This is a genomic window from Pseudomonas palleroniana (assembly GCF_022836895.1).
Taxonomy (GTDB): Bacteria; Pseudomonadota; Gammaproteobacteria; order Pseudomonadales; family Pseudomonadaceae; genus Aquipseudomonas; species Aquipseudomonas palleroniana.
In genome coordinates, this window is the sequence record NZ_CP092411.1 from 2,952,300 (window position 1) to 2,970,225 (window position 17,926).

Annotated in this window: 17 protein-coding genes; 12 read left to right on the top strand and 5 right to left on the bottom strand. The window is 63.1% G+C overall.

Features of this window, described 5'->3' with window-relative positions; genetic code table 11:
• Window positions 1–79: 79 nt before the first annotated feature.
• Window positions 80–1,009 (bottom strand): DMT family transporter, encoded by a 930-nt coding sequence (locus tag MJP36_RS13500; protein ID WP_104994165.1) that lies wholly within the window; start codon window positions 1,007–1,009, stop codon window positions 80–82.
• A 92-nt stretch (window positions 1,010–1,101) separates the two neighbouring features.
• On the opposite strand from MJP36_RS13500, the gene MJP36_RS13505 reads away from it, so the two are divergent.
• The 11 genes from MJP36_RS13505 (at window position 1,102) to MJP36_RS13555 (ending at window position 12,011) form a co-directional block, all read left to right on the top strand.
• Complete coding sequence (locus MJP36_RS13505) at window positions 1,102–1,665, top strand: helix-turn-helix domain-containing protein (RefSeq protein ID WP_244385546.1); 564 nt, start codon at window positions 1,102–1,104, stop codon at window positions 1,663–1,665.
• A gap of 155 nt (window positions 1,666–1,820) precedes the next feature.
• Window positions 1,821–3,017 (top strand): SfnB family sulfur acquisition oxidoreductase, encoded by a 1,197-nt coding sequence (locus tag MJP36_RS13510; RefSeq protein ID WP_060756697.1) that lies wholly within the window; start codon window positions 1,821–1,823, stop codon window positions 3,015–3,017.
• 11 nt (window positions 3,018–3,028) lie between these two features.
• The gene (locus tag MJP36_RS13515) at window positions 3,029–3,367 is read left to right on the top strand and encodes an acyl-CoA dehydrogenase (RefSeq protein WP_090370192.1); all 339 of its coding nucleotides are present in this window, start codon (window positions 3,029–3,031) and stop codon (window positions 3,365–3,367) included.
• Window positions 3,367–4,803: an LLM class flavin-dependent oxidoreductase gene (locus MJP36_RS13520; protein ID WP_161549681.1), complete on the top strand. Its 1,437-nt coding sequence runs from the start codon at window positions 3,367–3,369 to the stop codon at window positions 4,801–4,803. The genes MJP36_RS13515 and MJP36_RS13520 overlap by 1 nt, the downstream gene beginning before the upstream one ends.
• 66 nt (window positions 4,804–4,869) lie before the next feature.
• Complete coding sequence (locus MJP36_RS13525) at window positions 4,870–5,772, top strand: AMP-binding protein (protein WP_244385547.1); 903 nt, start codon at window positions 4,870–4,872, stop codon at window positions 5,770–5,772.
• Entirely contained in the window at window positions 5,769–6,539 is a 771-nt protein-coding gene (locus tag MJP36_RS13530) for an ABC transporter ATP-binding protein (RefSeq protein ID WP_198761778.1), read from the top strand. Before MJP36_RS13525 ends, MJP36_RS13530 begins: the two co-directional genes overlap by 4 nt.
• Window positions 6,539–7,420: a branched-chain amino acid ABC transporter permease gene (locus tag MJP36_RS13535; protein WP_060756692.1), complete on the top strand. Its 882-nt coding sequence runs from the start codon at window positions 6,539–6,541 to the stop codon at window positions 7,418–7,420. Before MJP36_RS13530 ends, MJP36_RS13535 begins: the two co-directional genes overlap by 1 nt.
• 4 nt (window positions 7,421–7,424) lie before the next feature.
• Window positions 7,425–8,474, top strand: a complete 1,050-nt coding sequence (locus tag MJP36_RS13540) for a branched-chain amino acid ABC transporter permease (RefSeq protein WP_161549678.1) — start codon at window positions 7,425–7,427, stop codon at window positions 8,472–8,474.
• Window positions 8,475–8,492: 18 nt separating this feature from the next.
• The gene (locus tag MJP36_RS13545; protein WP_244385548.1) at window positions 8,493–9,833 is read left to right on the top strand and encodes an ABC transporter substrate-binding protein; all 1,341 of its coding nucleotides are present in this window, start codon (window positions 8,493–8,495) and stop codon (window positions 9,831–9,833) included.
• A 3-nt stretch (window positions 9,834–9,836) separates the two neighbouring features.
• Window positions 9,837–10,604, top strand: coding sequence for an ABC transporter ATP-binding protein (locus MJP36_RS13550; protein WP_244385549.1), 768 nt, complete (start codon window positions 9,837–9,839; stop codon window positions 10,602–10,604).
• Window positions 10,605–10,616: 12 nt separating this feature from the next.
• On the top strand, window positions 10,617–12,011 hold the full coding sequence (locus tag MJP36_RS13555; protein WP_244385550.1) for an FAD/NAD(P)-binding protein: 1,395 nt from the start codon (window positions 10,617–10,619) through the stop codon (window positions 12,009–12,011).
• Window positions 12,012–12,114: 103 nt separating this feature from the next.
• Here MJP36_RS13555 and MJP36_RS13560 read toward each other — a convergent pair whose 3' ends face one another.
• From MJP36_RS13560 to MJP36_RS13575, 4 genes are read right to left on the bottom strand one after another with little or no spacing between them, the layout of a single operon-like run.
• On the bottom strand, window positions 12,115–13,362 hold the full coding sequence (locus MJP36_RS13560) for an efflux RND transporter periplasmic adaptor subunit (RefSeq protein WP_244385551.1): 1,248 nt from the start codon (window positions 13,360–13,362) through the stop codon (window positions 12,115–12,117).
• Complete coding sequence (locus tag MJP36_RS13565) at window positions 13,352–14,845, bottom strand: TolC family protein (RefSeq protein WP_161549675.1); 1,494 nt, start codon at window positions 14,843–14,845, stop codon at window positions 13,352–13,354. Before MJP36_RS13565 ends, MJP36_RS13560 begins: the two co-directional genes overlap by 11 nt.
• Window positions 14,838–16,037, bottom strand: coding sequence for an ABC transporter permease (locus MJP36_RS13570; protein WP_244385552.1), 1,200 nt, complete (start codon window positions 16,035–16,037; stop codon window positions 14,838–14,840). The genes MJP36_RS13565 and MJP36_RS13570 overlap by 8 nt, the downstream gene beginning before the upstream one ends.
• Window positions 16,034–16,741 carry an ABC transporter ATP-binding protein gene (locus MJP36_RS13575; protein ID WP_161549673.1) on the bottom strand — a complete coding sequence of 236 codons (708 nt, stop codon included), beginning with the start codon at window positions 16,739–16,741 and terminating at the stop codon, window positions 16,034–16,036. The genes MJP36_RS13570 and MJP36_RS13575 overlap by 4 nt, the downstream gene beginning before the upstream one ends.
• A gap of 357 nt (window positions 16,742–17,098) precedes the next feature.
• Here MJP36_RS13575 and MJP36_RS13580 point away from each other — a divergent pair, with 357 nt between their 5' ends.
• A complete protein-coding gene (locus tag MJP36_RS13580) occupies window positions 17,099–17,851 on the top strand; it encodes a TetR/AcrR family transcriptional regulator (RefSeq protein ID WP_104994154.1) in 753 nt (250 codons plus the stop codon).
• The last annotated feature ends 75 nt before the right edge of the window (window positions 17,852–17,926 follow it).

Below are 17,926 nucleotides of genomic sequence, written 5' to 3' on the forward strand. Positions count from 1 at the left end.
TTCGTGATCACCAAACGGCAACATGTGGCAGGATCCTACAAGGTAGGCCGAAAACTCCCATTTGGCATTGTGTCGGACCCTAGCTCTGCTGCTCCTGTTCCCTTTCATCCGCCAGGTCGATGGCCTTTTGCCCCTTGGTCTTCAACTCACTGACGATCACCGCCACCACAATCAACGCCGCGCCCAACATGGCAATCGGCGGAAAGCGCTCCCCGGCGATGCGCCCGATCACGCCGGCCCACACCGGCTCACCGGCATAGATCAAGGTGGCGCGGGTTGGCGAAACACTCTGTTGCGCCCAGTTCATCGCCACCTGGATGATCGCACTGGTCAAGCCCAGGCCGACGGCACTGAACAGCAGCAGCCACGAGAACTCGGGCAGCGCTTCACCCATCGGCACCACCATCAGAAACGACAACAGCGACGCCGTGGCCAGTTGCACCACGGTGACGCGACGCACATCCACCTGCCCGGCATAGGCGCCGATGAGGATGATTTCCGCTGCCACCGCGATTGCACAGATCAGCGTGGCGATCTCACCGGGGCTGAAGTTGAGCGAGGCGCCGCTGGGGCCTGTCAGCAGCATCAACCCGGTAAACGCCAGCATGATGCCGATGCTCGGCATCAGCCCTGGACGCCGACCGAGCACCAGCCACTGCAACAATGGCACGCAGGGCACATACAGCGCCGTGATAAAGGCCGACTGGCTGCTGGGGATTGTCTGCAAACCGATGGTCTGCATGCCATAGCCGAACATGATCGAGGTGCCGATGAAGGCGCCGGCCTTCAATTCAAACAGGGTCAGCTCGCTCAGCGTACGCAATGAGAAGAAACCGACCACGAGCGCCGCCGCCGCAAATCGCAACCCCACGAAAAACATCGGGCCGCTGACGGTCATGGCATGCTGCACCAGCAAAAAGGTGCCGCCCCAGATCATGGTGATCAGCACCAGGATGCATTCGGCTTTGCTGAAACGGTTGAAACGTGGGGAAACGTTCGAGGAAGTCATGGCGGCTCGGTCTTGCAAGGGAAAGGCACGGACCGCACAATGCGCCGCACGCTGGGCAGTATACTGCGCACACCTACCAATTGAGCAATATAGTGCACAAAGAAAATCCGCAACGGGCTTCGGTCCTGCAACACGTCAGCCAAAACGTTCGTCGCCTGCGCCACGCCGCCGACCTCAGCCAGACCGCGCTTGCGGAAAAGTCCGGAGTCAGCCGGCGCATGCTGGTGGCCATCGAGGCGGGGGAGAAGAATGTCAGCCTGTCGACCCTGGACCGTGTCGCCGAAGCGCTGGAGGTGGCGTTCAGCGACCTGATCCAGGCGCCGGATGCGGGCGACCACAGCCGCATCAACGAGTTGGCCTGGGCCGGCGATATCCCCGGCAGCAAGGCCGTGCTGCTGGCCAGGGCCAACGCCCGGCGCGAAGTCGAGTTGTGGGAGATGCGCCTGGAGTCCGGTGATCGCTACAGCCCCGAACCGGACCCGGAAGGCTGGAGCGTGCAATTGTTTGTGTATGAAGGAGCCCTGACCCTGATTCTGGACGACGAAGAAAAGCACGTTGCCGCAGGCGAGTTCTACATGTTCGCCAGCCGCCAGTCCCACCACTATCGCAATGAGGGTGATGTGGCCGTGTGCTTCGTTCGGACCGTGGTGATCTAACTGTTCGCCAGGCAACAGCGCCTGGGCACTTTGCTGGTTTGAAACACGCCCCACAGCGCTGACTTACCAGCAAGCCGCTGATTTTGTTGACGATTAAATTCAGGCACGACTCCTGCAATTGCACAGGTCATCCCATCGGAGCCTGGAGTCGGCCCATGTCAGCCCACCCTCAATACCCTGCCCATATCATTCGTTCGGACGCCGAAGCCATTGAAGTGGCGACGCGCCTGGCCGCACGTTTCGCCGTTGACGCCAGCGCGCGCGACCGTGAGCGTCGCTTGCCGGTGGCCGAACTCGACGAGTTCTCCGCCAGCGGCCTGTGGGGCATCACCGTGCCTAAAGCCTACGGTGGCGCCGAAGTGTCCTATGTGACCGTGGCCGAAGTGATCAAGTTGATCTCCGCCGCCGACCCGTCACTGGGGCAGATCCCGCAGAACCACCTGGGCGTGGTGGATATCCTGGTGCAAACGGCGACAGAGGAGCAAAAGCGGCATTACTTCGGCAAGGTCCTGGCGGGCTACCGCTTCGGCAATGCTTTCTCCGAAGCCAAGAGCAAAAATGCCGGCACTTTCGATACCCAGATCCGTTTCCACGGCGACCGCGCGCAAATCAATGGCGAGAAGTTCTATTGCACCGGCGCACTGTTTGCGCACCTGGTGCCCACCGTCGGCAATGACGAAAACGGCCAGGCGTTTATTGCGCTTATCGAACGTGATGCACCGGGCCTGAGCGTCATCGACAATTGGGACGGCTTTGGCCAGCGCACCACCGCCAGCGGCGGCGTGACCCTGGATGGCGTGAGTGTGCCCTTGAGCGCGGTGATCCCCGCACACCAGGCGTTCGACCAACCCACCGCCAGCGGCCCGATCTCGCAGATCATCCAGGCCGCCGTCGACACCGGCATTGCCCTGGGCGCCCTTGAACAAGCCAAAATCTACGCACGCCAGGCGCGCCCATGGATCGACAGCCAGCAGGACCACGGCTGGCAAGACCCGTTCACCATCGCCGCCATCGGCGACCTGCAGTGGCGTGTGCATGGTACCGAAGCGATCCTCGCCAAGGCCGGTATCGCGGTCGACCTGGCCCTGGCCGAACCGAATGAAGACACCGTAGCCAATGCCTCGCTGGTGGTTGCCCAGGCCAAGGTCCTGTCCGCCGAAACCGCATTGCTCGCCAGCAGCAAACTCTTCGAACTGGCCGGCACCCGCTCGGTCACCGCCAAGCACAACCTCGACCGCTTCTGGCGCAATGCACGCACCCATACCCTGCACGACCCGGCCCGCTGGAAATACCACCTGATCGGCAATTTTGTGCTTAACGGCGTGAAGCCTGCCCGCCACGCCTGGAACTGAGGAGCCTACCCATGACTGCACCGAACCCCGTTCTGAATCAAGCGCGGCAATTGCTCGAAAGCACCCGACGCCATGTCGAGAAAAGCGATGACCCTTACGTGATCAGCCGCTTCGGTGATTTGCAGATCCGCGTCGATGTCGCCGCGGCCTTGCTTGAACGCGCCGAAACCCATCCCAGCCCGGTCGCGTTGACCGAAGCGCAAATCGCCGCCGCCGAAGCCCTGATTGCCGCCAGCAACGCTGAATTCGAACTGACCGGCCAGCGCACCGCCTTGCCATCGACCCTCGATGACCCGCTGCGCTGGAAATATCAGGTGGTCGGCAATTTCCACCTCAACGGAGTGCATTGATGGCCCGGGAAATTCGCTTGAATGCCTTCGACATGAACTGTGTGGGTCACCAATCCCCCGGCCTGTGGGCGCACCCTCGGGACCGCTCGTGGCAGTACAAGGACCTGGAGTACTGGACCGACCTTGCGAAAATCCTCGAGCGTGGCAAGTTCGACGGCCTGTTTATCGCCGACGTGCTGGGTATCTACGATGTTTACAACGGCAACGGCGACGCGGCGATCCGCCAGGCGGCGCAGGTGCCGGTCAACGACCCGTTGTCGCTGATCGCGCCGATGGCGCTGGTCACCGAGCACCTGGGTTTTGGCCTGACCGCCTCGCTGTCGTTCGAGCACCCGTATCCGTTTGCTCGCCGGCTTTCGACCCTCGATCATCTGACCAAGGGCCGTATCGGCTGGAACATCGTCACCTCCTATCTGGAAAGCGGTGCCAAGAACCTCGGCCAGAAAGCCCAGACCGAACACGATGCACGCTACGACTACGCCGAAGAATACCTGCAGGTTTGCTACAAACTCTGGGAAGGCAGTTGGGAGGAGGGCGCCGTACTGCGTGACCGCGAGCGGCGGATTTTCAGCGACCCGAGCAAAATCCACGAGATCCGCCATGTCGGCAAGCACTTCCAGGTGCCCGGTATTCACCTGTGCGAACCCTCGCCACAGCGCACGCCTGTGCTCTACCAGGCCGGTGCATCCAGCCGTGGCAAGCAGTTCGCCGCCGAGCAGGCCGAATGCGTGTTCGTGGCCGCGCCGTCCAAGGTGCTGCTGAAAAAGACCGTCGCCGACATCCGCCGCCGCGCCGCCGAAGCGGGGCGTGATCCGAAGAAAATCCTGATTTTCAATCTGCAGACGGTGATCGTCGGCGAGACCGATGCGAAGGCCAAAGCCAAGTTCGATGAATACAAAACCTATGTCAGCTACGAAGGCGCGATGGCGCTGATCTCCGGTTGGACCGGTATCGATTTCAGCCAATTCAAACCGGATGAGCCGCTCAAGCATGTGCACACCAACGCGATTCAATCGGCGGTGGAAGCGTTCTCCACGGCCGATCCGGACAAGGTCTGGACGCCCCATGAACTGGCGGACTGGGTCGGCATCGGGGGGTTTGGCCCGCTGTTCGTCGGCGGCCCGCAAACCGTCGCCGACCTGCTGCAGGAATGGGTCGAAGAGACCGACGTGGACGGTTTCAACCTGGCCTATGCGCTGACCCACGAAACCTTTATCGACGCCGTCGACCTGCTGGTGCCGGAGTTGCAGAAGCGCGGCGTGTACAAGACCGAATATGCCCAAGGCACCTTGCGCGAGAAATTGTTTGGCGAAGGCGCGCGGTTGGCGCCGAACCATCCCGGCGCCGGCTATCGCGATTTATCGGGCTTATACAAACCCAGGGTGGGAGGGGGCTTGCTCCCGATAGCGGTGGGTCAGCAACAGATAGTTACCTGACACCACCCACCTTGACCTTCAGCCAGCGGACCACCGCACGCTTAACCACTAATAGGAGTAGTCCCTATGAGCGTGCACGAACTCAAACGCCCGCTGGCCCTGGAATGGCCTGCCGAATGGCTCGGTCATCTGCCCCACGCCCTGGAACAACTGCAGCACTGGGCGCAGGTCACTCCGCTGCAAACCGCCCTGCGTCACAAGCGTCAGGGCCAGTGGTATGCCTGGCGCTGGATCGATGCCTTGCGCGATGTCGAGCGCCTGGCCGACGGCTTGCGCCAACAGGGGTTCGATGAGCAGTCGCGACTGGCTCTCAGCGGTGCTTTTGAGCCCAACCTGTTGCTGCTGGCGTTGGCGGCCCAGTCTGTCGGCGCGTCGGTGCTGTCCATCGCCGATGACCTGGCTCCCGAGGTGTTGCAGCAACAACTGTGGCGCATCCGTCCTACCCATGCCTATGTGCAAAGTCGCCGGCAAGCACGACATTGGTCATCCACCCAACGCTTGGACTTCGCCCAATTGCTCGGCCCGGTCGACCCGGCGCAACACGTGCAGCGCTGGTGGCAACCGACGAGTGAAACCGTGCTGTGGAGCGAGGAGGGCACCGACTGGCCAGGGGGGCTCGCCGTGGTGCTGGAACACTGGCTAAGCAGCGGCCATGGCCTGGCCTTCCCGGAAAGCCCGGCTTCGGCCCGCCGTGACCGCCGCGAAGTGGCGCCCACCGGTTTGCTGCTGTCGCCTGCACGTTTGCAACACCTGGCCGAGGAGATCGAAAGCCGTCTGGCTCCCCTCGGCACCTGGCGTCGGCGCCTGTGCGAGTGGGCTATCGCGCATCCGCACAGCGGCCTGCGCCGTCTGTTGAAAAACCGCGTGCGCAGGCTGCTTGGTTTCCAGCGCCTGGCCTATATCTGGCAACCCCTCAAAACCAGCGTCGAGCCGACATGGCTGGCTGAATTCAAGCGGGAGATTGCATGAGCCAGGCCATATTGCAGGTACGCGATGTCTCGCTGTCGTTCAAAGGCGTCAAGGCCATCAACGCCTTGTCCTTTGCTGTGCAACGCGGCGAGATCTGTGCGCTGATCGGGCCCAACGGTGCCGGTAAAAGCTCGCTGCTCAATGTGCTCAACGGCGTATATCGCTTCGATGCCGGTGAAATCGTCTTTGAGCAACACGCCTTTCACCGTATCGATCCCCTGGATGCAGCCCGCCGGGGCATTGGCCGCACCTTCCAGAACAATGCGCTGTTCAAGAAGATGAGCGTGCTCGACAACCTGCTCACCGGCCTGTCGCGGCACATGCGCAGTACCTTTATCGAACAAGCCCTGGGCCTGCCCCGCGCACGACGTGAGGCCGAGGCGTTCCGGCTGCGCGCCCAGGGCATCCTCGAGTTCCTTGACCTGCAAGCCCATCGCGAGGTGCTGGTGGGCAACCTCTCCTACGGCCTGCAAAAGCGCGTGGAGCTGGGCCGGGCGTTGATCGCCGGGCCTAGCCTGCTGCTGCTCGACGAACCCATGGCCGGTATGAATGCCGAGGAAAAACGCGAGATGGCGCGCTTCGTTGCCGATGTGAACCGCGACCTCGGCACCACCGTGGTGTTGATCGAACATGACATCGGCGTGGTCATGGGCCTGTCTGACCATGTGGTGGTGCTCGACTACGGCCGCAAGGTCGGCGACGGCACACCGGCCCAGGTGCAGGCTGACCCTGACGTGATCGCGGCCTACCTGGGAGTTGCACACTGATGACGTTCTTCTTCGAAACCCTGCTCGGCGGCCTGCTCGCCGGCACGATGTACTCGCTGGTCGCCATTGGCTTTGTGCTGATCTACAAGGCCAGCGGCGTGTTCAACTTCGCCCAGGGCGCGATGCTGCTGTTTGCCGCGCTGACCTTCGTCAGCCTGCACGATCAGGGCGTGCCGTTTGCCCTGGCATTGCTGTTGACGGTGCTGGTGATGGTCGTCGGCGCCTGGCTGATCGAGCGCCTGGTGCTGCGACCGCTGGTGAACCGTTCGCAGATCACCCTGTTCATGGCCACCTTGGGCCTGTCGTTCATTATCGAGGGCCTGGCCCAGGGCTTGATGGGCTCGCAGGTGCGCGCCCTCGACCTGGGTATCGACGACGTGCCGCTGTTCGTCGGGCCGCTGATGCTCAGCCAGTTCGACCTGGTCGCGGCGGCCGCTGCCGTCGTGCTGGTGACGGTGCTGGCGCTGCTGTTCAACAAAACCCGCATGGGCGTGTCGCTGCGCGCGGTGGCGGATGACACCACGGCGGCGCTGTCCATCGGCATCAACCTCAACCGGATCTGGCAGATTGTCTGGGCGGTGGCGGGCATTGTCGGGCTGGTCGCCGGGTTGCTCTGGGGTGCCCGGCAGGGCGTGCAGTTTTCCTTGTCGCTGGTGGTGCTCAAGGCGCTGCCGGTACTGATTATCGGCGGCTTCACCTCGATCGGTGGGGCAATTGTCGGCGGGTTGATTGTCGGCGCGGCGGAGAACCTGGCTGAGGTGTACATCGGCCCCTGGATCGGTGGCGGTATCACGCCGTGGTTTGCCTACGTACTGGCCTTGGCCTTCCTGTATATCCGCCCCGCCGGCCTGTTCGGCGAGCGCGCCATCGAGCGAGTCTGAACCCATGTCGATACCGGTTGTTCAAGAAACCGCGCCGCTGTTGCTGACTGAGCGGCGCCTCCCGTGGGGCTGGATCGGCCTGTTGGTACTGGCCTTTGTGGTGGTGCCGCTGTGGGGCAATGACTATTGGCTCAATGCGATCCTGATTCCCTTTCTGGTGCTGTCGCTGGCCGGGTTGGGCCTGAACCTGTTGACCGGCTACACCGGGCAAACCTCGGTCGGCGCCGCCGGGTTCATGGCCGTCGGTGCATTTGCCACCTACGGTTTTCTGCTGCGCCTGCCCGAGTTGGGCTTGCCGGTGGCACTGTTCGGCGGTGGGATTATCAGCGCGTTGGTCGGCCTGCTGTTCGGTCTGCCCAGCTCGCGAATCAAGGGCTTCTACCTGATGGTCACCACCTTGGCCGCGCAGTTTTTCCTGGAGTGGCTGTTCGTCAAATTCCCCTGGTTCTACAACTACGGCTCCTCCGGGACTATTTCCGCGCCCAGGCTGGCGCTGTTCGGCCACGACCTCAATACGCCGCTGGGCCGCTACCTGCTGACGCTGGTGACGGTGCTGCTGTTGACCTGGGCCGCCGTCAACCTGGTGCGTAGCCAAATTGGCCGCAACTGGATGGCGATCCGCGACATGGACACCGCCGCTGCCGTGGTCGGCATTGCGGTGGCGCGCTACAAGCGCCTGGCGTTCGCCGTCAGCTCGTTCTACCTGGGCATCGCCGGGGCATTGTGGGCCTTTGCCTACCTGGGCACGGCCAGTGCCGGCAGCTTCGATATCAACCGTTCGTTCCAGATCCTGTTCATCATCATTATCGGTGGCATGGGCAGCATCGCCGGCAATTTCGTCGGGGCGGCCTTTATCAGCCTGCTGCCGATTTTCCTCAGCCATGCCGGGCAGGCGCTGTTCGGTGGGGCGGTGGATGCGGGGCAGTTGCAGAACCTGCAGAAAATCATCTTTGGCGTGTTGATCATCGTGTTCCTGATCAAGGAACCCGAGGGCTTGATTCGCCTGCTGGGCAACCTGCGCGACCGGCTGCGTCAGTGGCCTTTACGTTTCTGAACCGATAAGAGAATCCCCATGCGTGCAACCTTCAAACGTTCCCTGGCCGGCGCTGCCTTTGCGCTTGCCACATTGACTGGCGCCATCCCCCAGGCCGTGGCCTCGGCGGACCAGCAATTCATTCCCCTGGCGACCTATCGCGTCGGTGCCTATGCCTCCAGCGGCGTGCAGGTATGGGCGGGGATGATCGATTACCTGCGCTATATCAACGAGGTCGAAGGCGGTATCAACGGGGTGAAACTGGTGTGGCAGGAGTGCGAGACCGAATGGACGGCGGAGAAGGGCATCGAGTGCTACGAGCGCTTCAAGCATGGCCTGGACGGTGCGCCGGTCGCGGTGTACCAGCCCAACGGCGCACCCGCGGCGTATGCCCTGAGCGAGCGCGCCGAGGTGGACAAGATCCCGCTGATCACCCTCGGCTACGGCCGCACCGAAGCCACTGACGGCACGGTGTTCCCCTACAACTTCCCGGTGATGCTGACCTTCTACAGCGAGGCGTCGACCCTGGTGAACTACATTGCCCAGCGCGAAGGCGGTTTCGACAAACTCAAGGGCAAGAAGATTGCCACGGTCTATCACGATTCGGCCTATGGGCGCGAAACGCTCGGCCCGTTGAAGCTGCTCGCCGACAAGTATGGCTTTGAAAACATCCAGATCCCGGTCGCCGACCCGGGCAATGAACAATCGGCGCAATGGCGCCAGGTGCGCCAGGCCAACCCGGACTGGGTGTTCCTGCGCACCTGGGGCGTGTCCACGCCGGTGGCGGTCAAGACGGCGGCGCGGTTCGGCTTTCCTGTCGACCATATCATCGGCGATATCTGGGCCAGTTCCAGCGAAGATGTGCTGCCCGCAGGCGCTGCCGCCAAGGGTTACCTGGCCCTCACGCCGTATCCGGCCGGGGCGGATTTCGACATCCACAAACGCCTCAAGCAGTTCATCCTCGACAAGGGCCACAGCGACCTCAAGGACCTGAACAACTTCGGCAGCGTCTACTACAACTCCGGCCTGGTGAACGCCGCCGTGGCCGTGGAAGCGATCCGCACCGCCCAGGCCAGGTTCGGCAAGCGCCCGCTCAATGGCGAAGAAGGCCGTTGGGGGCTGGAGCACCTGAACATCGACGATGCCCGCTTGAAAGACATGGGCTACCTGGGCCTGATGCAGAACCTCAAGCTGTCGTGCCGCGACCACGAAGGCGGCGGCTCGGCGCGGGTGCAGCAATGGGACGGCGCGCATTGGACGCTGATCAGCGACTGGATCGCCGCCGACCGTGCGTTGCTGCGCCCGCTGATCGATGAAAAGTCCGCCGCGTTCGCCAAGGAAAAAGGCCTGACACCACGCACCTGCACCGGGGATGAATAAACCATGAGCCAGCCCGCCGCTGCACCCGCGAGCCCGTCACTGTTAAGCGTCAAGGACATCGAGGTGATCTACGACGGCGCGATCCTGGCGGTGGCCGGGGTGTCGCTGCAGGTGCCCCGAGGCGCCATCGTGGCCTTGCTCGGCGCCAATGGCGCGGGCAAGAGCACCACGCTCAAGGCCATCTCGGGCCTGGTGCGGGCCGAGCGCGCCGAGGTCAGCCGTGGGGCCATCGAGTATGCCGGGCTTGACCTGGCCGACATCGACCCCAGCCGGCGTGTGCGCCAGGGCATGGTGCATGTGCTGGAAGGTCGCCATGTGTTCGGCCAACTGACGGTGGAAGACAACCTGCGCAGCGGCGGTTTCGTGCGGCGCCTGAGCCGGCGGGACCTGGAGCACGACCTGGAGCGCATCTACACCTGGTTCCCACGCCTCAAGACCAAGCGCTACACCCGCGCCGGCCTCACTTCGGGCGGCGAGCAGCAGATGGTCGCCATCGGCCGGGCGTTGATGACCCGTCCTACTTTGGTACTGCTTGACGAGCCGTCGATGGGTTTGGCGCCTATGATCGTACAAGAGATCTTCGAGATCATCGCGCAGCTCAATCGCGAGCAGCAGGTGAGTTTCTTGATCGCCGAGCAGAACATCAATGTCGCGCTCAACTATGCGTCCCAGGGTTACGTACTGGAGACTGGGCGGGTAGCCTTGAGTGGCAGCGCCGCCGAGTTGCTGGCGCGGGGTGACCTGCAGGATATTTATCTGGGCAAACAATAAGGGCCTATGGGCATGAGTGAATCCTTGCGCGACGCCGATGTACTGATCGTCGGCGGCGGCTTGAGCGGTACGATGCTGGCGGTGCAACTGTTGCGCCTGCCTGGGCAGCGACAGATACGGGTGATCGAGCCGCGTGCCGAACTGGGCCGGGGTGAGGCCTACAGCGCGGTCGAGCTGGGCCATACCCTGAACGGCAACGCCGCACGCATGAGCGTCGACCCGGACAACCCCGATGACCTGACCGAGTGGCTCACTGACTATATCGGCGCCGGTGGCTGGCCGGAGTCGGCCGAGCAAGCGGTGCCGATCAGCGAGCTATTTCCGCCACGGGGTATTTTCGGCGTGTACGCGCAGCAGCGGTTGGCCGAAGCCAAGGCGCGGTCCGCGTCCACGGTGGAGCATGTGCGCGCCGAAGTGGTCGACCTGCAAGTCGAGGACGCCTCCACCGTCGTCACTCTGGATGACGGCCGGCAACTGCGCGGTGCGTTCGCGGTCCTCGCCACCGGCATGTTCCCGGCGGCGCGCACACCGCAGACCGAGTCCAGCGGCTTGAACGCGGCGGCGGTGGACCCTTGGGACGTGCAGGCCATGACCCACATCGACCCACAAGCGACGGTGCTGATCATCGGTTCCGGGCTGACCATGGTGGATGCTGTGGTGTCTCTGGAACAGGCCGGCCACCTTGGGCCGATCGAGATTTTCTCGCGCCATGGGCTGCTGCCCCATGTGCGCCGGCAGCCGCCGAGTTGGGTCGACTTCCTGGCGGCCGACCCCGGTCTGCGCAGCCCTCGGCAGTTGCTGCGCGAGGTGCGTCGCCAATGCCGGATCGCACTGCACGAGGGCATCGATTGGCAAGCCCCGTTGGACACGGTGCGAGCGCATATCGGTCGGTTGTGGAGCCAGGCCAGCGAGCGCGAGAAACGGCAGTTCGTGCGGCACGTGCGGCCTTGGTGGGAAAGCCATCACCACCGCTCGCCGCCATTGAGCGCGCAGTTGGTGGCGCGCTTGCAAGGCGAGGGGCGGTTGCGCATTCAGGCTGCGTCGTTCAAGGGCTTGGTGACTGTGGATGAGCGCGTGACCATTGCGGTGCGCCGCCGGGGTGAACAGGGGATAATCCAGGTCTCGGGCGCTGCGTTGATCAACTCCAGCGGCATCGAATACGACTGGCGCCGCGTGGCCCGGCCGTTGCCCCAGCAGTTGCTCAAACGCGGATTGATTCGCCCCGGGCCGCTGGCCTTGGGGATTGCGGCGGATGCGTCGGGCGCGGTGCTGGATGCCCAGGGCCACGTCAGCCGGCGCTTGTTCGCCATGGGGCCACCGTTACGCGGCATGTGGTGGGAAAGCACGGCGGTGACGGATGTGGCGATTCAGGCTAAAGCCTTGGCTTATAAATTGGCAAAGCTCTAAAAGTGTGGGAGGGGGCTTGCTCCCGATAGCGGTGGTTCAGATTAAACTCTGTGACTGACACACCGCTATCGGGAGCAAGCCCCCTCCCACAGTAGATCCTCATTTATTTTGAGATCTTCACGAATCCAGGCTTGAGGCCGAACACCTCCACACCTTGCGGAGTCGATTGCCCGGTGGTCACCGTCACCCGCTCCACCGGCTTATCCATCGCCGCTCGATACGCCACGGTCATGTCCGGCTCGATCGCCTGGCTTGGAATCACCATCGCCTGGTCATTGTTGTAAGTCACGATGGTCAACCGCGCGCTCATCCCCAAGCGCACACGCTGCAGTTGCTGCGGCGTCAGCTTGGGAATCGACAAGGTCACCGGAAACTGCGCGCTGCCCTGGTTATCACTGGCAATCGCCAACCCGCTGACCACGCTGACGGACCCCGTCAACCGCTCGCCATCGAAGCCGTCTCCCATCACTTCCACCGCCTGGCCCTGGTGCAGTTGGTTGATGTCCAGCTCGGAGACCTTGGCGACGATTTTCAGTCGCTCGATATTGGCCAGGCCGAACAGCACCTGGCCCTGGCTGACCTTACTGCCCGCCTGCACCGGGGTATTGTTGGTGTTGCCGCCCTGGGGTGAACTGTTGTTGCCCGGCGCCGGCACCACGATGCCGGAGAACGGTGCCTTGACCTCCTGGCCGTCGAGCAGCGTGTGCAGGGCCTCGTATTTCACCGTGGCGTTGGTCAACTCCATGTCCGCGATCTGGCGGTAGGCGCCTTTGCCCTGGTCCAGCGCTTGTTGCAATTCGCTGCGCGCGGCGACCAGGTCCAACTGCTGCTGTTGAGCCTGTTGCTTGAGGTCATCGAGCTCGTTGCGCGGGATGATGCCGCGCTTGAACAGGTTCTCGCTTTCCGTGAGTTTGCGCTGGGTGTTGCCGGCCGTCATTTCGGCGGTGCGCAGGCTGCGACGGGCACGGCTGACGGTGGGGCTGCTGTCCCAGTCCTGCATTTCCTGCACGGTGCGCCGCGCCTTGAGTTGGAGGGAGAGGGCATCGCGCAGTTGCACTTCGAGGGTGGCCGGGTCCATGCGCAGCAGCACCTGGCCGGCTTCGACGCGCTGGCCTTGCTCAACCAGGTTGGCCAGGACATTGCCGTCGAAGGGCGCCGTCAGGGTGACGGTAGTGTCAGGCTCGATCTTGCCCACCAGGCCGATCTGGTGCACCAGCGGGTCCGGCTTTACCGCCAGCCACTGCTCGGTGGGCGCGGGCGCGTCGGCGCCCGGGCTGCGCAGCGCCACCCCGGCACCGGCCAGGAGCAGCACCAGTACGGCGCCGATCAGGTACTTCTTGTTAGTAGTCATTGAGGGCGATTTCCCAACTTTCCAGCGTCATGCCCAGGGTCAAGTCGAGCTGGGTCTGGGCGTTCAAATAAGCGATCAGGGCGTTGAGCTGCGCATTTTCGGCGTTGCGCAGGTCGGTCTCGAAACTCAGCACCTGGAAGTTGGTGGAGCGCCCGGCGCTGAGTTTTTCCCGTTCGATCTCGATTTTGCGTCGTGACAGTTCCACGGCGCGCTGGGAGATTTCATATTGGCGCCAGCGGGTACCGAGGTCGCGCACCACATCGTTGACGCTGCGCTCCAGTTCCTGGCGGGCGTCGGCGATACGAATCTCCTGGTCTTCCACGTTCACCCGCGCCCGCACTTCGGCCTGGCGCGTGCTGATATCGCCGATGGGGATCTGCACCTGCACTCCGGCGTAGCTGTCCCAGGTACGCTGGTTGGTATTGCCGTTGTCACTATTATTGTAGGCGTCGCGTATCTGGTTGGCCCCGGCGACCAGGTCGACCTGCCAGCGCCCGGAGTCCTTGGCGATGACCAGGTTCAAGTCCGCCTGCTGGCTGCCCAGCAAGGCGGCGAGGTATTCCGGTTGCTGGGTTTGCGCCAGGTTGAACGCCTGGCGCCGGTCGATGCTCATCGGTTTGGCTTCCAGGGCTTCACTGGCACGGATCGGCGTGGACAGGTCCAGGGCCAGCAAGCGCAGCAAGGCGAGGCGGCTGGTGTCGAGCTGGTTTTGCGCCTCTTCCACGCCCAGTTGTTGGGTGGCGATATCGGCTTCGGTCTGCACGATTTCGAATTCGGCCATGCGCCCGGCGCTGATCAACGCCTTGTTCACCTCCAGCAGCGTACCGGAACGCTTGAGCGCGTCCTGCACGATGCTCAATTGCTCCTGGGCGCGCAGCAGGTCGCGGTAAGTGGCGATGATCTGGCTGATGGTCTGCGCCACGGTGGCCTTGAGGTTCAGGCGGTTGGCCTGTTCCGCCAGGCGCGACAGGCGCAACGGTGCGGTGGTGGCGTCCCAGCCGGCGCCGCGCATCAGCGGCTGGATGATCGACAGGTCCAGGCCGTCACGGCGGTAGCGGCCGGCGCGATCGGCGTTGTTCAGTTGTTGGGTCCAGTTCATGCTCAACCGGGTGCCGTACTCACCGAGCAAGGTTGCATTGGGTGCCAGGTTGGCGTTGCGGGCGTTGTCCGCCGAACCCCGGGTGGCGCGGTAATAGCTGTTGAGCGTGAGCTTGGGGTTGAAGGTGTCTTCGGCCACGCGCAAGTCGAACTTCTGCGCCACCCGTTGCAGGTAGGCGCTGCGGATCGCCGGGTTATTGCGCAGGCCCAGGTACACCGCATCGCCGAGGGTGATGGCGGTGACCTGGGCCTTGAGTGACACACCGCGATCGTAACCGCTGCGGGTGGTGCTGGGGGCCGAAGGGTTGATCACCACGTCGGTGGCCATCACCGGCAAGCTCACCAGTGTCAGTAGCCCGAGCCATTGACATAGCCGTTTACTCATCGCGCAAGGCCTCCACTGGCTGCAGCCTTGAGGCCGAGACCGCCGGGTAGATGCCAAAGAATAACCCCACCAGCAAGGTGCTGCCGACGCCCAGGGGCAGGGCGGCGACCGCCAGGGAAAATGCCCAGCCCGACAGCCAGGCGTAGAGCCAGGCGGCAGTCATGCCCAGCACCGCACCGCAGAGTGCGCCGACGGCCGTCAGAGTCACGGCTTCCAGCAGGAACAGGTTGCGGATATCCCGCTGCCGCGCGCCCAAGGCCATGCGGATGCCGATCTCGCGGCGGCGCTCCGACACATTCATCAGCATCACGTTCATCACGCCCACGCCGCCGCCGACCAGGGAGATAGCCCCCAACGCCAGCAACAGATAAGCAAAGGTGCGGCTTTGCCGGGTCATGCCATCGATCATTTGCTGGGGCACCTGGATGTCGACGTCGTGGTCCACCAGTTGGCGTTGCAAGGCGGTGGCGGCGTCGCGCGCAATGCGTTCCATATCCTGGCCGGCGGCGGCGCGGATGATCACGCTGCCGATTTGCGGGGTGGCATAGATGCGGCGCATGCCTTCGGCGGGGATGAACAGCGATTCATTGGCCTGAACCGGGATCAGCATGGCGCGAGGCTGGCTGTGCAAAATGCCGACGATCAGGAACAGGTAGTCGTTTATGCGTACGCGGTCGCCCAGTTTCAACGGGCTGCCGGGTTGGCTGAGGGCCTGGGCCAACGAGTCGCCGATCACGGCGTAGGTTTCATTGGTGTCGAAACTCGACAGGAAGCGCCCGTCGCGCACGGCCAGGCGCATGGCGTCCTGGATGTCCGGGGTAATGCCGACGAAGTTGGCGTTCACGGCATGCCCCTGGAACACAAGCAGCCCGCTGAACAAGGTGAGCGCGCCGATATGGGCAATGCCTGGCACTGCCTGGCGCACGGCCTCAAGGTCGAGGCTGGCGCGCATGGCTGCGTTGCTGTTGCCTTTGGGCGGGAACTGGGCGACCAGGGTGTCGGTGCCCATGTCCTTGAAGATCATCGCCGCGTCGGTGGCGGCGTTATGGCCGATATTGATCAGCGCCACCACCGACGAGCTGCCGATAACGATGCCCAGCAAGGCCAGGATCGAGCGTTTGCCCAAGGTGCGCAGGCTGACGAAGGCTTCATGCAGCAGTTGGCTCACGCTCTGTTCGACCCGCAGGCTCATAGGCGCCCGGCCTCATGCACCGTACCGTTGCGCACCAGGATCTTGCGCTCCAGGCGTTCGGCGATGTGGGCGTCGTGGGTGACGATGATCAGCGTCACCTGTTGTTGGCGGTTGAGCGCCAGGAGCAGGTCCATGATCTCCTGGGCCGTGGTGCTGTCGAGGTTGCCGGTGGGTTCGTCCGCAAGAATCACTGAGGGTTTGCCGACCAGCGCCCGCGCAATCGCCACCCGTTGGCGCTGGCCGCCGGAGAGGTCGGCGGGGCGATGGTGAGCGCGTTCGGCCAGGCCGACTTGTTCGAGCATGTGCAGGGCGCGTTCCAGCGACTCATGACGTGATATGCCCCGGTAGCTCAGGGGCAGGGCGACGTTGTCGACGGCGCTGAGGCGCGGCAGCAGGTTGAAGCTCTGGAACACGAAACCGATTTGCTGGTTGCGCAGGGCGGCGAGCTCATCGGGCGTGGCGCTGAAAATATCGTGGCCGGCAAAGTGGTATTGGCCGCCGTTGGGCAAGTCGAGCAGGCCCAGGATATTGAGCAGGGTACTTTTGCCGGAACCGGACGCACCCAGGATGCCGCAGCTGTCACCGCTGGCGATGGACAGGCACACATTATTGAGAATGGACAGTTCCTGCCCGGCGAGCTGATAGCGTTTGCCGATGCCTTGCAGGGAAATCAAGCCTGGGTGCGCGGGGGTCTGTGTCATCATGACTACGCCTGCAGTCTCGACGGTGCCGCTATGCGCCCGTAAATCTTTGTAACAAGTTCGGGAGCTGTCTGGTACGCGTCACGGACTGGTTTTATTTCTTGTTTTTAAAATATTGTTTGAATAGTAACCGCCTTCCAGCGGCTCCGCCAGCCATGGATGTAGAGCGGTTTAACGCTTTGAAATGACTTGTTGGTGGGCTGGTCCAGCCTTTTGAAAATGCCTTGGACTCGCCCCGATAGCCCCATTTATACAGGCTTTTGATAGCATTACGCAGTGTCGCTGCTTGCATTCGATTGGCCGCCCCGGTATAAAAAATCAAATTATTTTTTAAAACAATATTTCCCCCGTGGAACTCTTATGGTCGCGAAGAAACTCAGCGCTCCAAACGTTACCAAGACTCGACTGCTGGATGCGACAGAGGCTCTCTTCATCAAATACGGTTATGACGCGGTCTTGTTGCGGCAGATTACCGAGCGCGCCCAGGTCAACCTGGCTGCCGTTAACTACCACTTCGGGGACAAGGATTCCCTGATGCAGACCCTGCTCAAGCAACGCCTGGAGCCGCTCAACGAGCAGCGCCTGGAATTGCTGGCGCGCTGTGAGGCTGAAGCCGACGGGCCGCTGGACTGCGACACCTTGCTCGGCGTGCTGTTCGCGCCGGCCATGGGCCTGGAGCGCAGCGATCCGGCCAGTGGGGAAGGGCGCTCGTTCATTCGTTTCCTGGGCCGGGTCTACAGCGATACTTCGCCGTTTATCCAGGAATACCTCAAGGTACATTACCAGCCAGTGTTCCAGCGCTTCTTCGAAGCCTTCGCCCTGGCCTTGCCGGACCTGCCGCGCAACGAACTGGGGGTGCGCCTGCAATTTGCGCTCAAGGCGATTTCCGGGGTGATGGCCGGCACTGAACTGCGCCTGTTGATGAACTCCATGAGCCTGGGTCGCCCGGCCACGGATGCGGAAGTGATGGCTAAGTTGATCACGCTGGTGTCGGCGGCGATTCGGGTGCCGCAGCAGAGCCCGGAAGCGGAAACCGCGCTGGCCAAGGTGCTGGATACCCAGCGGGCCATCCGCGAACAAGCGGCAACCCCCGCCGCCAAGGCATCGGGCTAGGTCAAATCCAAGGCAAAAAAAGCCCGCTGGGGCGGCGGGCTTGATGTGCAACGTTTGTAACGGATGAGGCTTCAC

Bases quoted from the DNA above. Each gene is read 5' to 3' on its own strand.
- MJP36_RS13525 (WP_244385547.1), top strand. From the start codon at position 4,870: ATGAGCGTGCACGAACTCAAACGCCCGCTGGCCCTGGAATGGCCTGCC.
- MJP36_RS13555 (WP_244385550.1), top strand. From the start codon at position 10,617: ATGAGTGAATCCTTGCGCGACGCCGATGTACTGATCGTCGGCGGCGGC.
- MJP36_RS13550 (WP_244385549.1), top strand. From the start codon at position 9,837: ATGAGCCAGCCCGCCGCTGCACCCGCGAGCCCGTCACTGTTAAGCGTC.
- MJP36_RS13535 (WP_060756692.1), top strand. From the start codon at position 6,539: ATGACGTTCTTCTTCGAAACCCTGCTCGGCGGCCTGCTCGCCGGCACG.
- MJP36_RS13580 (WP_104994154.1), top strand. From the start codon at position 17,099: ATGGTCGCGAAGAAACTCAGCGCTCCAAACGTTACCAAGACTCGACTG.
- MJP36_RS13570 (WP_244385552.1), bottom strand. From the start codon at position 16,037: ATGAGCCTGCGGGTCGAACAGAGCGTGAGCCAACTGCTGCATGAAGCC.
- MJP36_RS13540 (WP_161549678.1), top strand. From the start codon at position 7,425: ATGTCGATACCGGTTGTTCAAGAAACCGCGCCGCTGTTGCTGACTGAG.
- MJP36_RS13520 (WP_161549681.1), top strand. From the start codon at position 3,367: ATGGCCCGGGAAATTCGCTTGAATGCCTTCGACATGAACTGTGTGGGT.
- MJP36_RS13500 (WP_104994165.1), bottom strand. From the start codon at position 1,009: ATGACTTCCTCGAACGTTTCCCCACGTTTCAACCGTTTCAGCAAAGCC.
- MJP36_RS13515 (WP_090370192.1), top strand. From the start codon at position 3,029: ATGACTGCACCGAACCCCGTTCTGAATCAAGCGCGGCAATTGCTCGAA.
- MJP36_RS13560 (WP_244385551.1), bottom strand. From the start codon at position 13,362: ATGACTACTAACAAGAAGTACCTGATCGGCGCCGTACTGGTGCTGCTC.
- MJP36_RS13545 (WP_244385548.1), top strand. From the start codon at position 8,493: ATGCGTGCAACCTTCAAACGTTCCCTGGCCGGCGCTGCCTTTGCGCTT.
- MJP36_RS13530 (WP_198761778.1), top strand. From the start codon at position 5,769: ATGAGCCAGGCCATATTGCAGGTACGCGATGTCTCGCTGTCGTTCAAA.
- MJP36_RS13575 (WP_161549673.1), bottom strand. From the start codon at position 16,741: ATGATGACACAGACCCCCGCGCACCCAGGCTTGATTTCCCTGCAAGGC.
- MJP36_RS13510 (WP_060756697.1), top strand. From the start codon at position 1,821: ATGTCAGCCCACCCTCAATACCCTGCCCATATCATTCGTTCGGACGCC.
- MJP36_RS13565 (WP_161549675.1), bottom strand. From the start codon at position 14,845: ATGAGTAAACGGCTATGTCAATGGCTCGGGCTACTGACACTGGTGAGC.